Source organism: Acaryochloris sp. 'Moss Beach' (assembly GCF_021497025.1).
Taxonomy (GTDB): Bacteria; Cyanobacteriota; Cyanobacteriia; order Thermosynechococcales; family Thermosynechococcaceae; genus Acaryochloris; species Acaryochloris marina_A.
In genome coordinates this window covers 3,685,529-3,699,318 of the sequence record NZ_CP071717.1, presented here as the reverse complement: position 1 = coordinate 3,699,318, position 13,790 = coordinate 3,685,529, and the positions used below count along the sequence as shown (strand labels likewise).

The 13,790-nt window shown below is 44.8% G+C and carries 11 protein-coding genes and 3 pseudogenes; 7 read left to right on the top strand and 7 right to left on the bottom strand.

Annotation, left to right across the window (positions count from 1 at the left end):
- Positions 1–47 precede the first annotated feature (47 nt).
- From HRE53_RS17445 to HRE53_RS17430, 4 genes and pseudogenes are all read left to right on the top strand, one after another.
- Positions 48–950 (top strand): annotated as a pseudogene (locus HRE53_RS17445) (IS4 family transposase); the annotation flags it as partial.
- A 63-nt stretch (positions 951–1,013) separates the two neighbouring features.
- Positions 1,014–2,255 (top strand): IS256 family transposase, encoded by a 1,242-nt coding sequence (locus HRE53_RS17440; protein WP_235107350.1) that lies wholly within the window; start codon positions 1,014–1,016, stop codon positions 2,253–2,255.
- A 31-nt stretch (positions 2,256–2,286) separates the two neighbouring features.
- Positions 2,287–2,583, top strand: a pseudogene (locus tag HRE53_RS17435) (IS4 family transposase); the annotation flags it as partial.
- A gap of 85 nt (positions 2,584–2,668) precedes the next feature.
- Positions 2,669–2,908, top strand: a complete 240-nt coding sequence (locus HRE53_RS17430; protein ID WP_235107349.1) for a hypothetical protein — start codon at positions 2,669–2,671, stop codon at positions 2,906–2,908.
- A gap of 102 nt (positions 2,909–3,010) precedes the next feature.
- Here the strand turns inward: HRE53_RS17430 and HRE53_RS17425 are convergent, their stop codons facing one another.
- On the bottom strand, positions 3,011–5,173 hold the full coding sequence (locus HRE53_RS17425; RefSeq protein ID WP_235107348.1) for a Tex family protein: 2,163 nt from the start codon (positions 5,171–5,173) through the stop codon (positions 3,011–3,013).
- Positions 5,174–5,259: 86 nt separating this feature from the next.
- On the opposite strand from HRE53_RS17425, the gene HRE53_RS17420 reads away from it, so the two are divergent.
- Positions 5,260–5,514 carry a YlxR family protein gene (locus HRE53_RS17420; protein ID WP_212664564.1) on the top strand — a complete coding sequence of 85 codons (255 nt, stop codon included), beginning with the start codon at positions 5,260–5,262 and terminating at the stop codon, positions 5,512–5,514.
- Here the strand turns inward: HRE53_RS17420 and HRE53_RS17415 are convergent.
- The 5 genes from HRE53_RS17415 to HRE53_RS17395 all read right to left on the bottom strand — a co-directional run bounded on the left by HRE53_RS17415 (position 5,511) and on the right by HRE53_RS17395 (position 9,756).
- Positions 5,511–6,203 (bottom strand): glycoside hydrolase family protein, encoded by a 693-nt coding sequence (locus tag HRE53_RS17415; RefSeq protein ID WP_212666140.1) that lies wholly within the window; start codon positions 6,201–6,203, stop codon positions 5,511–5,513. The two genes, HRE53_RS17420 and HRE53_RS17415, sit on opposite strands and share 4 nt — an antisense overlap.
- A gap of 151 nt (positions 6,204–6,354) precedes the next feature.
- Positions 6,355–7,011 carry an SDR family oxidoreductase gene (locus HRE53_RS17410; protein WP_212664563.1) on the bottom strand — a complete coding sequence of 219 codons (657 nt, stop codon included), beginning with the start codon at positions 7,009–7,011 and terminating at the stop codon, positions 6,355–6,357.
- Between the two features lie 789 nt (positions 7,012–7,800).
- Positions 7,801–8,556 (bottom strand): hypothetical protein, encoded by a 756-nt coding sequence (locus HRE53_RS17405; protein ID WP_235107346.1) that lies wholly within the window; start codon positions 8,554–8,556, stop codon positions 7,801–7,803.
- Positions 8,534–8,971, bottom strand: coding sequence for a hypothetical protein (locus tag HRE53_RS17400; protein WP_235107345.1), 438 nt, complete (start codon positions 8,969–8,971; stop codon positions 8,534–8,536). Before HRE53_RS17400 ends, HRE53_RS17405 begins: the two co-directional genes overlap by 23 nt.
- Before the next feature lie 38 nt (positions 8,972–9,009).
- Positions 9,010–9,756: a hypothetical protein gene (locus HRE53_RS17395; RefSeq protein WP_235107344.1), complete on the bottom strand. Its 747-nt coding sequence runs from the start codon at positions 9,754–9,756 to the stop codon at positions 9,010–9,012.
- Between the two features lie 1,655 nt (positions 9,757–11,411).
- Here HRE53_RS17395 and argB point away from each other — a divergent pair.
- The gene (argB, locus tag HRE53_RS17390; RefSeq protein ID WP_315875747.1) at positions 11,412–12,302 is read left to right on the top strand and encodes an acetylglutamate kinase; all 891 of its coding nucleotides are present in this window, start codon (positions 11,412–11,414) and stop codon (positions 12,300–12,302) included.
- A 153-nt stretch (positions 12,303–12,455) separates the two neighbouring features.
- Positions 12,456–13,158 (top strand): annotated as a pseudogene (trmD, locus tag HRE53_RS17385) (tRNA (guanosine(37)-N1)-methyltransferase TrmD).
- Here trmD and HRE53_RS17380 read toward each other — a convergent pair.
- Complete coding sequence (locus HRE53_RS17380) at positions 13,155–13,751, bottom strand: ribonuclease HII (RefSeq protein WP_235107343.1); 597 nt, start codon at positions 13,749–13,751, stop codon at positions 13,155–13,157. The pseudogene trmD and the gene HRE53_RS17380 overlap by 4 nt on opposite strands.
- Positions 13,752–13,790 lie beyond the last annotated feature (39 nt).

Genomic DNA, 13,790 nt, shown 5'->3' with positions numbered 1-13,790 from the left:
AGTAGGGCAAAAAAATAGGGAGTACGATTGTACTCCCATCTCAAAAAATGTTCCCTGCATCATACCAAACTACTCTCCGTGCTCATCTGAGTGAAAGTCAGTATCTAACCCTCCAACTTCTGTTGTTACTGATACAGGCTCATCGCCAGGTAAAACTCTCCATATTGGCCAGTGTCTTTCCTCAACCGATTCAATATCCCAGTCGAAAACGTAACTTGCAACGCTTTTTAGTATTGCCACAACTGAGCATCAAAGTTTTGTGGTTCCCCCTGATTAAATATTGGATTCGACAAGAGCAAACAGGACGAGGATTAAATCGGGAGCATCGTGGTCGGCTGAAGAAATTCAAACATCGAAAATATGGCTATTGGATCATAGCGATAGATAGAACCCAATGGAAAGGTCGAAATATATTCATGGTGAGTATCATTTGGGGAACCCATGCTCTTCCCCTGTATTGGGAAGTTTTAGAGCATGTGGGTAATAGTAATCTAGCCACTCAACAACGGCTCTTAAAAACAGTGCTACATCTGTTTAAGAATTATCCGGTTCTTGTCCTGGGAGATCGAGAGTTCCATAGCCCTAAACTAGCTGACTGGCTTGAGTCTGAGGGTGTATCTTTTGCTTTAAGACAGAAGAAAGACGGTCATTTTCAAGAGGAAGTCCATCAAGAGTATCAGGTGCTCAAACAGCTGGGCTTTAAACCTGGAATGTCCAAATTCTATACAGGTGTTTTGTGCAACAAAGGAGATGGCTTAGGGCCATTTAATCTGGCTGTCTATTGGAAACGCAAATATAGAAATAAGGGGCCGAAAGAGCCTTGGTATATCTTGACCAATCTGCCGAGTCTCAAACAAGCACTGGACATTTATTCTTGTCGCTGGGGAATTGAACAACTTTTCAAGGATTGTAAGACAGGAGGTTATAACTTAGAAGATACGAAAGTGGACACCGAGACTGATCAGAGTTTTGTGTAAGCGGTCTAGAATCCAAACACACCAGGAGACCGCATCATGTCTAGAAAGAAACAAGTACCCAATCGAGTTGATGAGCTATTGGATGAACTCATTGGAGAGAATCCACAGCCAGAGGATATTCTGGGCGAATCAGGACTGCTCAAACAACTCAGCAAACGCCTAGTGGAACGAGCCTTGGCAGGTGAATTGACTCATCACCTGCATCAATCCTCCGTCGATGAGCGTTCTCATGGCCCTAGAAACAGTCGCAATGGTTACTCGAAAAAGACCGTCCAGACTGAACAAGGAGAGATGGACCTATCGATTCCTCGCGACCGTTGCAGTGAGTTTGAGCCTGTCCTCGTGCCCAAAGGCCAGCGACGTATCGCGGGACTCGACGAGAAAATCATCGCCTTATATGCTCGTGGCATGACCACTCGTGATATTCGAGGGTCTCAATTGGTGGAGCTGTATGGGGCCAATATCTCTGAGGGTCTGATTAGTGACGTCACCAATAGTGTCATGGAGGAGGTTAAAGACTGGCGCTCAAGACCATTGGATGAGGTGTATCCGATTGTCTATCTCGATGCCCTGTATGTGAACATCAAAGTCAATGGCCAAGTCAGCAAGCGAGCCGTCTATGTCGCGCTAGCGGTAACTGTGGAGGGAAACAAAGAGCTGTTGGGATTATGGATAGGGGCTGCCGAGCGGGAGGGAGCAAAATTCTGGCTTTCAGTGCTCACAGACCTTAAAAACCGAGGCGCTCAGGATATCTTGATTGCTTGCTGTGATGGTCTCAAAGGCTTTCCCCAGGCGATTGAATCGGTCTATCCCGATACTCAAGTTCAAGTTTGTATCGTTCATCTCATTCGCAATAGTTTGCGCCATGTGCCTTGGAAGGAAAGTCGAGCCGTAGCTGCAGACCTCAAGCCCATTTATCAAGCGGCCACTTTGGAGGAATCTGAGGCTGCCTTGGATGCGTTTGCCAACAAATGGGACCAGACGTATCCTGGCATCAGCCAAATCTGGATACGGCATTGGGATAATATTGCTCCGTTGTTTAAGTACCCAATGGCCATCCGAAAGGTTATCTACACCACTAATGCCATTGAGTCGCTCAATCGCTCACTGCGAAAGGTGATTAAGACCAAAGCTGTCTTCCCGAATGAAGAGTCTGTCTACAAATTGATGTTTCTGGCGATGAGGAATATCTCGAAGAGATGGACCAGACCGATTTTGAATTGGAAGGCGGCGCTGTCCCATTTTGCTATTCTGTTCCCAACACGATTCAACTATTGAATACGTTACGGCTTACACAAAAATCTAAACACTCTCTGACACCCGATTTCTGGCCTTAGTTTTGTTGATTGCCATGGCTTATACCTTGGCTACGCTGCATGGGCAATGGATGAAAAAATTAGGAGTGGATATTTACGCGATTAAAGAGCACCAAGATAAGACTCAACGGCAGAGTGAATTTAGTCTTGGATTATATGGGCAACGATGGATTTATGGCATGGAATTGTGGGCTGATTGGGTGCAAAGTCTGATAGCGCTTAAACCCCATAAACGCCTCTATTTTCAGAGAGGGTTCTCTGCTCTATCCCTTATAAAACAGGCTTTGTAGCTTCGTTGTCATCCGCTAAGTGCAGGGACTGATCCCCAGAGATTTTCTCAACATAATGAACTCATAAAAACAAATCGTGGAGTTCATGATGCGACAACACAAATCAACTACTCTCTCGAAGCTCATCGTCACCACTCTATTAGTCCTTACCCTTAGCACAGGTAGTAAAGCCGTTCAGTTAGCCAATGAACCAACCCTTTCAGAACAACAAGATCGTATTTTTAGCCTCGTTCTAGTTGCATCCTCATTGGGAGGCAAAGCCCTTATCACTTGGCTAAATCACCGCCAGAATAAGTCAGATAAGGCCAATGGCGAAGATGAATAAGCTTAAAACAACCTGGTATAGACATACCTGGCCCCAATCCCCTTTTACAAATCCTGACCTGCTTGAACGATTAGCTCTGGCTAACCAAAAAAGCAGCGAACGCTATGTTCTGTTAGAGGTAGAACGCATCGATAGACCAATACGTTTGAGTTTTTGGTTCACCTCTAGCACTCGCACCTTCACCACTTGCCCAACCTTCACGATCTGCTTAGGATCTTTTACAAACTGGTCCGCCATTTGCGAAATATGGACCAAACCATCTTGATGCACCCCAACATCCACAAAAGCTCCAAAGTTGGTGACATTCGTGACAATTCCTTCTAACTGCATCTCAGGCTTGAGATCCGTTAACTCAGTAATACCTTCCTTGAAAGTGGCATATTTAAATTCAGCCCGTGGATCACGACCAGGTTTTTCCAACTCCGCCATGATGTCCTTGAGGGTAGGCTCACCAATCGTTTCAGTCGCATAGGTTTTGAGATCACCCGGTCTAAGATGCGCTGGAATCTCCGCAATTTGGCTCAGGGGTAGCTCTAGATCTGCACTAATCGTCTTGACCACACCGTAGCTTTCAGGGTGCACAGCAGTATTGTCCAAAGGATTATCGCCCGTCCGAATCCTCAAGAATCCAGCGGCTTGCTCAAAAGCTTTGGGACCTAGCTTGGCAACTTTCAGGATCTGCTTACGGTTTTTAAAGGCTCCATTTTGGTTGCGATAGGTGATGATGTTGTTGGCGATCGCCCCCGTAATCCCCGACACAAACGTCAGCAGTTCCTTAGAAGCCGTATTCAAATCGACCCCCACATAGTTCACACAGCTTTCCACCGTTTCTTCCAGCTTCTGCTTTAACATCTTTTGATCCACATCATGCTGATACTGGCCCACTCCAATGGACTTGGGATCGAGTTTCACCAACTCTGCCAACGGATCTTGGAGGCGGCGGGCAATACTGATCGCCCCTCTCACCGTGATATCTAAATCAGGAAATTCAGCAATGGCAATCTCACTGGCCGAATAAATCGAAGCGCCCGACTCGTTCACCATTACCTTGATGGGCTTGCGGTCCAAGGTTTTTAAGACATCAGCCACAAAGGCATCCGTTTCTCGGCCCGCTGTCCCATTGCCGATGGCAATGAGGTCAATACTATAGGTCCGAATTAAGCGAGCAACGGTTTTAGCTGCTTGGTCTCGCTGTCCCGCTGCCTGGTGAGGGAAAATCGCCTGGTATTCCAAAAATTTTCCCGTATTATCTAGAGCAACCACTTTGCAGCCTGTGCGAAAACCTGGATCAATCCCCAAGGTGGGTTTCATTCCCGCAGGACTGGAGAGCAGTAGTTCTCGTAAATTGGTGGCAAAGGTTTGGATCGACTCGCGATCCGCCTCGGCTTTGCAGGTGGCTCGAACTTCCTTGATCACTGAAGGCTTAATCAAGCGAGCATAGGCATCCTTCACCACATCTCGAAAAAAGTCTCGCACTGCTCGAATTTTAGAGCGAATGACTCGCTCTTCGATATCGCCCAAGATGCGCTCTTCATCAATGACCAACTCCACTTTGAGAATGCCTTCTGCCTCGCCCCGATAAAGGGCCAACAAGTTATGGGCAGGAATGCTCTTGGCTCGGGCTTGGTAGCTCCGGTACATCTCAAACTTGGTACTCCCTTCCGGGTATTTGGCTTTCACCTGAGACACAAATTCACCGACTTGGAAGAAGCGATTTTTCAGATGGGAGCGGATTTCAGCCTGATCGGCAATCCCTTCTGCCAAAATATCAGAGGCACCCTGCAAAGCATCCTCGGCAGTAGCAACGTCTTGATTGATGTAGCGGGCGGCTTCTGTTGCCAAATCTTGATTCAGGGTTGCGGTGGGTTTATTGAGAGCTTGAAGCCATTGGGCTAAGGGTTCTAATCCTTTTTCTTTAGCAATGGTGGCTCGGGTTCGTCGTTTAGGACGATAGGGCAAGTACAAATCTTCAAGTTCAGTTTTGAGTAAACAGGCTTCAATTTTGACTTTGAGGGGCTCCGTCAGCTTATTCTGTTGAGCAATAGATTCCAGAATCGTCTTTTTGCGCTCTTCCAGTTCCGTTAGATAGGTAAACCGTTCCGAGAGTTGCCGTAGTTGAATCTCGTCCATTTGCCCGGTCCGCTCTTTTCGATACCGGGCTACAAAAGGAATCGTCGCCCCTTCAGCAAACAACTCCAAAGCATTTTGCAGGCGCTGAGGAGAAATCGATAGCTCTTGAGAGAGTATTTGAACAATATTCAACATGGGCAGAAAAACGTCAGATCCTAGGTCTCCCCATAGTTTAAGGCGTAAGCTAGCTATAGCTACTTTTCAAGATTATTCTCTAGTTCATGCAGCCCAACCATCGTCGATGTATCAGTTGTCGTCACATTGCCCCCAAATCTGAGTTTTGGCGGATTGTCCGGGTTTATCCCGATCATCAAATCCAGCTCGATCAAGGCATGGGACGCTCTGCCTATCTCTGTCCCCAGGAAGATTGCCTCAAAGCTGCCCAAAAGAAAAATCGGTTAGCGAAAGTGCTCCGAGCTAAGGTGCCCGACAGTCTCTATCAGTCCTTATGGGATCGGCTAGAGGTTAAGTCCTAGCGCGTTGTCTCCACTGACTGGTTGGCAACCGTGGGCAGATAGTTGGTCGGTAACCCGTTAGCTAAGGCAATTTCTTCCGCCAGCATTCGTTCGTAGATATGCATGAGGTGGGGCGTCACCTTATTACTCTCAATCCCATAGCCCAGACTAGTCCAAGTTCCCGAAAGCTCCTGAAACACGGTTTGCACCTGGCCATCTTTTAACAGCTGGGAAATATCAGTTCCCCAATAATTGATGTCATCTAACCAAGCATGCACCACACGGTCCTGGTATTCAGGGGCAAAACTATAACGTCGCCACATCCATTCTCCAGTCGGGGCAGGATGGTACTTCTCTGCGGTTTCAAACCAAGTGGTCGTAATGAATTGATAGCGCCCGGCTGCCGTGGTACACAGCCCTTGGTTCGGTCCCCACCGAATAGGAATGCAGCGATCGGGATGTTCCCGTAAATGTTCGATATGGCTACCGCCGTACAGCAGGGTATAGGGACTGGCATCATTCGATTCGCTGGCAGAAATCGTCCGCATTAAGGCCCGTAAATGGGGATCGCCGCCAGACATGGCAAGCGGTGCGATTCTCCCCGGTTCCGTTGTCGGCCAGGTTAAACTCTTGGGGTCAAATTTAGGCAACACAAACAATGCCCCTAGGCCCAAAAGCAAGATCAGTGAAACACCGAAACGCCAAGCCATTCGATGGAGAGGTTTAGCCTGTTTAGGTGGTGAACTAGAGGTCAACGATGAACTCCCTAAGCAATAAAGCCGCTTAGATAGGTAGATGAATTCAATATTGCTTAGATCTAAATAGTTTCCAATCGAAACTAGACTAAGTCAATATGCTTATTTAAACCCTAGCAAATAAGTCAGGGATTGGCTGATCTAAGGCTTCCGGTGGCGCTACTATTTCAACAATCTTATTGTGAGAGGACGAAGCCGCCAGTGCTTCAATACAAACCTCGGCCACTTTAGTCCGAGGAATGCTGCCTTCAAATAAAGTATCCGGGGCAGACATAACGACAGAGTTGTCGTTATCTTCATTTTTTAGTCCACCAGGACGGACGATGGTGTAGGTAAGCCCGCTATTTTGAATATACTGTTCAGCTTGCTTCTTCCAAACCAACACCAAGAAAAATAGATTCAGCGGATGCAGCAACTTGGAGGTACAAAGGGACGAGACCAGAACAAAATGCTCCAGTTTTTTGGCCTTGGCAACATCTACTAGATTTTTGGTCCCTAAGTAATCAATCTGGAGAGGTGCAAAAGGGTTAAATCCTGGGGCTGCTCCGGTGGCACAAAGAAGGACGTTACAATCTGCGATCGCACCCTCTAACGAACTCGCATCCAACACATCTCCCACCACTAACTCAGCAGCTTCTGGTAAAAGTTCTTTAGCTCTATCAATATCTCGAACTAAAGCTCGTACAGGAATGCCCCGTTCTACCAATTGAGAAACAATGCGGCGACCCGTTTGACCCGTTGCTCCAGCCACAAATGCTTTCATATGCGTATGATCCTTGCGTCGTCACAATCAAACTATGGCATTAATTTGAGATAGATAATGCCTCCTTCCTTAGTGTAACGATCAGAGGATTGGGTTGCTCCATACAAGAAAAAACATTCCCTTCATTGCCTGCCGTGTGCGAGCACTTAAAATTGGTGATAATTCAGTAATCGATTGAATAAGCCTTGTGGTATCACAGGTTATGCTCTACAAATTATCCGATCAAACAACCTACTGAGTATCGTTATTGCGGAGAGATTGTGTAGAACCCTGTGCCGCTGATTACCTGTGAGGTAGAACTTGTGCCGTTACTAAATGAATGAAACATGGTGGGGCCAATATTCTGCGATAAACCCGTTACTTGGTCGTCATAGGAATGGAGAGTGATATCACCTATTCGCCGTGATGAACCACTGAGGCTGCTGTTATTTGCACTATGAAACGTAGTGTCGCCAACAGTCTGTGATGAAACAGACGAACCATCACTAAAGCGCGTAAAAGTGATGTTACCGATGGTGTGGGATGAACCAGAAATGTTGTTGGAGCAGTTGTAAAATGTAGTACTGCCTAGAGTCGTGGCTGTGCAATTCGCAGTCGCAGATCCACTAGAAAGCGAGCCAAGAACGATTATTGAAGCAACTAAGATACGGTTCATGGCAAATTCTCCAATCGTTGGCTAGAGCCAATATTATACCACCAAAGCAATATCTGACTCTGGTTACACAACTGATAGGGGAAAGGAGTATCTACCCAATATCGATCATCTGTATATGGGGATATTTCCCTGTATTAGCTCTTTGAAGCCGTAGATTCTTGATTTTCAACCTTGGAAGTTGTTGAATCAGCAGAGGTGGAGGAGTTTAGTAAATCAGACGCACTATAGCTACTGGGCTTGAGAGCAGAAGCAGAAGGTTCTGATTGAGCTGATGATGAAAGATTTTCTTCAAGTTTAGGTGATGACGAACTACTTTGCGGGGCTGGAGTCTGGGCTGAAGGATTAGGGCTGCGACGACGAACCTTTATCGCGGAACAGCTAGAGGATAACGTAGGGAATTTTTCAAGGGTTACGGCAATGCCAGCATCGATCAATTCACGACAAGCGAAGGCGATATCTCGTTCAAAAAAAACTGCGTTTCTAGCCATTTCCATTTCTGATGATTTTGCCATTGTTTTGGCTAGACTGGTACAGCTTTTACCGACGCTGCCGCCAATGGGAACGACAATCGCAGCACTAGCAGTAATAGCGTTTGAATCGGAACCATTAATGTTGGCGTTGAAATCAGAACTGGCTCGATCATACCCAGCGGATAGAATAAAGGCAGGGCGTGGACATACAACGCCTTTGAAACCATAGGTTGCGGCTTGTCCCACTGCGTAATGGGCACTTTGGTTAACAACAGAGGTCGCACCCAATTGGTTATTGTTATTGTTGGTCTGATCCTGGTTGGTGGTGGATGCAGTTTGGGCTTGAACAGAAGATGTAAAACCCACAATTCCTAACGCTATAGCCCAGCCTATTTTTTTAGAAACCTGTCTGTATTTCACGTTGTCTCCTTGTGGTGGTTGTAATTTGGATTTTGGTTCCCTGTTCGTGAGTTTCGTAAGTGCGATCAATCATTGCGCCCGATTCAGAAAACCTGCGTTCTAATAAGTAGTTATCGGCGACAATTCCGTTGTCCAAAATCTCCAGGGTGCCTGATTCTTGAATATCGAAAGAGGACTCTCTAACAACGGTTTGTGTCGCCCCTTTTCTTGTTTGATCAATTTCCCAAAAATGAGGGGTTATATTGGTCGATTGCGTTTGCCTAAAGGTAACGGAAGGCTGACCCAGCAATGGTTGTAAGTTGCTGCCTGAGTAAATAGAATCAAATGGATCATAGATACCAGAATAGATATCATTCCCATAGGCAGGCAACGCAGTCAGCATACTGAGAACTGTCGCCCAAACATAAATTTTCATAGCTTAAAAAGGGGACTTTCGCCCCCTTATAGACTTAGTTAACGGACGCCAGAAGCTGATTCGTGAGATTCCGTATCGCTCCAAGAATTAGTAACGATGGTTCCATGAGTATGAGAGTTAATGGTTTGCACCTTATCACCCCACTCCAAAGCACCTGCTTTGTGGACCGTAAACTGATCGAATGCAACTGTCTCTTTCTCTTCTCCACTAAAGATAGCTACCCCTGATGCTTTAGCATCAGTTATGTCAAGCTCAGCTTCACCCCAAGCATTTCCTTTAACATCTGTCTTGACGTCACCGCCAGTAACAAAATAGTCTTTATAGGAATGATTGTGATCACCAGAAGTCTTAGTAGATCTATAACTGGAAAAGTTGCGATAATTGTTCGTATCTTGATCAAAATAAGCATGTTGATGGGCACCGTCGTTAGATGTAGTGCCTTTCCTGTAAGCATAATCTGGATCTACTAGTTCACCTTTGCCTTTTCCTGTGACTTTTAAGTCAATATTTCCTTTAGCTTTTCCAGTCAAATCAAGATCAAGAAACCCTACAGCATATTTGTCAGTTGTTTTGGTGTAGGAACCATCTAAGTAAATCTTATCTGCGTAATTCACAAACCAAGAGTTAATGGTGGTGTTATCCCATACATCAGTATCCAAATCTACTGTTGTATCAGAGTTAGAAGTTGTATGGGTGTTTCTGACATAAGTTTCAGCAACAGCTTGAGTTGCAGTTGAAGCAGCAACAACAGCTCCAAGAGCAAGCGTACCAAGGACTTTTTTCATGATGATGTTCCTTAATAGATAGGTTAAGTTAATGAAAATTTGAGTGCAGCACAGTCTTCAACCCATGCGAAACACATAATTTTGAATGGGTTGAAAAAGAGAATGTACTTATAAAACTCAAAGTAAGGATTATGAGGGAGTTGCTTAATTAGCTTGAAGCAATATATGCTCTATAAATCAATGCAACTCTTCAGATTTCTAGATATCAGCACTGAAAAAATCAGGAAGATAAAATACCTCTAAAATATCTAGTACTGGCTCCATGTAAACTAGGTGGCTCTCTAAATAGACTCCCAATAACAGAGTCAAAAAAATACTGTGGGTGGTGATCTACTTAGATAGTTTTTGCTGATGAACATATTTATCTCCTTAAAAGAGATGGCATAGGAATAAATCTTGAGCGACATGCATAAATGCATATCTATTGAGATCAAATCATGGCTATTCGTATTGCAATTGAATAACTTTAAATACCTTGCCTGATTAGCAGATATTCTGAAAGCATGAGCTATGACTCTAGAAACCACACTTCGGCAGAATCTCTTATAGACTGGATATTCTACAGAATGTAAGTCATCTAGTTTTTGGCTAAATTGGATTGAAACTCTTTTTCAGATCAGTGTAAAAAAATAGACAGAAAAGTTTAATTTGAGACAATAAATTATTGTTCAAATTGGTGCCGCTATATTTCATTGACTAATTTAAATAAAGTCTCTAAATCTCTGCTCAGATACTTTATTTTTTATAAAACTTACAGATCAAGATCTATAATGATCTATTCAAGATAGTTTGCCACAACTATTCTCTAAATTGATTTAGCAATTTCATCATTACGGGTTGACCGAAGGTATATTTTTGAAGCGCACAAAGGACGTGCCCCCATATATTGATCATATCAATTCTCATTGAAATAATCAGAATGTGGTGAATTAGAAAAGGATGGGAAACACAGTTGAGTTTTGAGCAAAAATATTAGATCGAATACACAAACACTTTGAGAAGTAACTATGACTCACTCATTGGCCTATTCAATCAGTAGATTAAGCCCGCAACTACTAAACACTGTATTTACAATAACCACTCTGAGAAGATTCTCAGGATTCTCTAACCATTCCTTAAGTGAATAAAAAAAGATAATTATATTTTATTGTTTTCAGAAATAATAATGATATATTAATAAGTTTCATCTTAAATATATTAAAGTAAAAAATACTTTTAATGACCTAATTATAACCATATTTGATCATGTAATACAACTTACAAAATACGACTTCCATTCATTGAAATTGATAGTCTATTTCAGGCTTGTGATTCCTGAAATACCTGCAACAGCTATGGGAAGACGTTGATTATCAAATAGAAGATTGTATAAAGAAAGTTAAAATAGAGAGTATAAAAAGACCTATCACCTCACTATACCTGACATAATCAGACGAGGAAATCATGTTTTATTCTCTAAAAGTAATTATTCGTAGCCTGATACTTTTTAGTCGTTCAACTAACCTGAAAAGTTCATGACTTAAGCCGAGTGTTGATATCACTCTTTCCTTATCAGTAGCGGCCAAACGGGCTGTTGGAATTGATGGCATGACCTGCTTACGGTCAACTACCATAACGAGCTAAACTGCTGTCTATGGGCAAGCCGTTACTGTTCAATGGTTTGCGCTTTGTTCTCTTTGCCACCCAACCGCATGTTTAACGCTAGCGATCGCGTCCAAGTATTAAGTGAAGCTCTTCCCTACATCCAATCCTTCGCTGGGCGTACGGTCGTTGTTAAATATGGTGGAGCGGCAATGAAAGATAGCACCCTCAAAACCACGGTGATTCGGGATGTGGTGTTTATGGCCTGTGTTGGTCTACGTCCTGTCTTAGTCCATGGTGGGGGACCTGAAATCAACCTATGGCTAGAAAAACTAGGGATTGAGCCTCAGTTTATGAATGGTTTACGAGTCACCGATGCTCCGACAATGGATGTTGTGGAGATGGTACTCGTGGGACGAGTCAATAAAGAGCTAGTTTCCCTAATTAATCAAGCTGGAGGGTCGGCTGTTGGAGTCTGCGGCAAGGATGGAAAGTTACTGACGGCTCGTCCTCAAGGGGAGTCTGGAATCGGTTTTGTCGGAGAGGTGGCTACGGTGAATCCCCAACTGATCAATACCCTCTTAGATGGAGGCCATATTCCTATTGTGTCCAGTGTGGCGACGGACGAAGAGGGACAAGTCTATAACATTAATGCTGATACGGTGGCTGGAGAACTCGCCGCTGCTCTAGATGCAGAGAAACTCATTCTGCTGACGGATACCCCCGGCATTCTCCAAGACTATCAAGATGCTACTTCCCTCATTCATCAACTGGATATTCGCCAGGCTCGTCAACTCATCGAAGAGGATGTTGTGGCAGGGGGCATGATTCCTAAAGTGACCTGCTGTATTCGCTCTTTAGCCCAAGGGATTCAAGCGGCCCATATTATTGATGGTCGTGCCCCCCATGCCTTACTTCTAGAGATTTTCACCGATGCTGGGATTGGAACCATGATCACCGCTTAGTCCATCCTCTCCATTTCATACCTAAAAATTATCTCTATCCATACCTATATATCTCTATCCATACCTATAAATTGATGTTTTGGTCCCATTGATGGGGTCGATGGCGATATTCTTTTCAGTGCCATAACTTCAGCGAATCAGGAACTTCCTAACGTGCGTTTCGATATTCTCACTTTATTTCCAGAGTTTTTTACCTCGCCTCTAAAAACTAGCTTGTTGGGGAAAGCTCTTGCCAATGAGGTTGCAGAGGTCCATCTCACCAATCCCCGCGATTTCACCACGGATAAACATCATCGGGTTGATGATGAGGTGTATGGGGGGCGGAGTCGGTATGTTGATGAAACCAGACCCTATTTTTGCGGCGGTGGAGTCTTTGCCTTGTTTGCCCCGCCGCCAAATTATCTTGTTCACCCCTCAGGGGCAATGCATGGATCAACCTTTATTTCATGAACTGGCGAAGAACTATGACCAGCTGGTGATGATTTGCGGTCATTACGAAGGGGTTGATGAACGAGTCGCTGAACATTTAGTCACCCAAGAGCTGTCTCTAGGAGATTTTGTTCTCACCTGTGGTGAGATTCCGGCGTTAACCCTTTTAAATGGGGTAATTCGTTTGCGGCCCGGCACGGTCGGTAAAGTTGAGTCTTTAAAGAAAGAAAGTTTTGAAGCCGAGTTGCTAGATTATCCACAATATACTCGACCGGCTGAGTTTAGGGGGTGGCAGGTCCCTCCTGTACTCCGGTCTGGGAATCATGCTCTGATTGAGCAGTGGCGACAAGAACAGCAGATCCAACGAACATGCGATCGCAGACCTGATCTCTACCAAAAATGGCTTAAAAAAACAGAGAACTCTTAATCTGAAAGTAAACTGGCCTGGCAAGGCGCAAAAGACAATCGATGTTGGTGAGTTGGTCTTAGTTCTTGTAAGGCTTGCCGATGTTTGGCGCTGCCATAGCCCTTATTAGACGCCAAATCATATCCAGGGTAACGCTGATCTAGACGCACGATGAGTTGATCACGCCAGACTTTGGCCAGGATACTGGCAGCTGCGATCGCAGGTTCAGATTGATCGCCCTTAATGACTGTTCTTTGCTGAACAAGCAAATTAGGAATCCGTTGATTCCCATCCACTAAACAAAACTGAGGAGTAGATGGCAGACCCAGCACAGCACGCCGCATCGCGAGTAAGCTAGCCTGCAGAATGTTGAGGCGATCAATCTCATACACTGAAGCCATCCCCACCCTAAACCCTATTGCCAGCTCTCGGATTTGCTTCATCAATAACAATCGACGCCGTGGCGATAGTTTCTTGCTATCCGTCATCCCTTGGGCAACTAACTGTTCTATCGCCTCATCAGAGAGAATGACAGCAGCAGCCACAACAGGGCCAAACAAGGCCCCCCTCCCCACTTCATCAACACCTGCAATCTGCTCAGAGGCATAATCCATACTTCAAATGCGTACGAGTATAACCCCACTATAGGGCCA

Bases quoted from the DNA above. Each gene is read 5' to 3' on its own strand.
- HRE53_RS17400 (WP_235107345.1), bottom strand. From the start codon at position 8,971: ATGAAAATTTATGTTTGGGCGACAGTTCTCAGTATGCTGACTGCGTTG.
- HRE53_RS17430 (WP_235107349.1), top strand. From the start codon at position 2,669: ATGATGCGACAACACAAATCAACTACTCTCTCGAAGCTCATCGTCACC.
- HRE53_RS17440 (WP_235107350.1), top strand. From the start codon at position 1,014: ATGTCTAGAAAGAAACAAGTACCCAATCGAGTTGATGAGCTATTGGAT.
- HRE53_RS17420 (WP_212664564.1), top strand. From the start codon at position 5,260: ATGCAGCCCAACCATCGTCGATGTATCAGTTGTCGTCACATTGCCCCC.
- HRE53_RS17410 (WP_212664563.1), bottom strand. From the start codon at position 7,011: ATGAAAGCATTTGTGGCTGGAGCAACGGGTCAAACGGGTCGCCGCATT.
- argB (WP_315875747.1), top strand. From the start codon at position 11,412: ATGGTTTGCGCTTTGTTCTCTTTGCCACCCAACCGCATGTTTAACGCT.
- HRE53_RS17395 (WP_235107344.1), bottom strand. From the start codon at position 9,756: ATGAAAAAAGTCCTTGGTACGCTTGCTCTTGGAGCTGTTGTTGCTGCT.
- HRE53_RS17380 (WP_235107343.1), bottom strand. From the start codon at position 13,751: ATGGATTATGCCTCTGAGCAGATTGCAGGTGTTGATGAAGTGGGGAGG.
- HRE53_RS17425 (WP_235107348.1), bottom strand. From the start codon at position 5,173: ATGTTGAATATTGTTCAAATACTCTCTCAAGAGCTATCGATTTCTCCT.
- HRE53_RS17415 (WP_212666140.1), bottom strand. From the start codon at position 6,203: ATGGCTTGGCGTTTCGGTGTTTCACTGATCTTGCTTTTGGGCCTAGGG.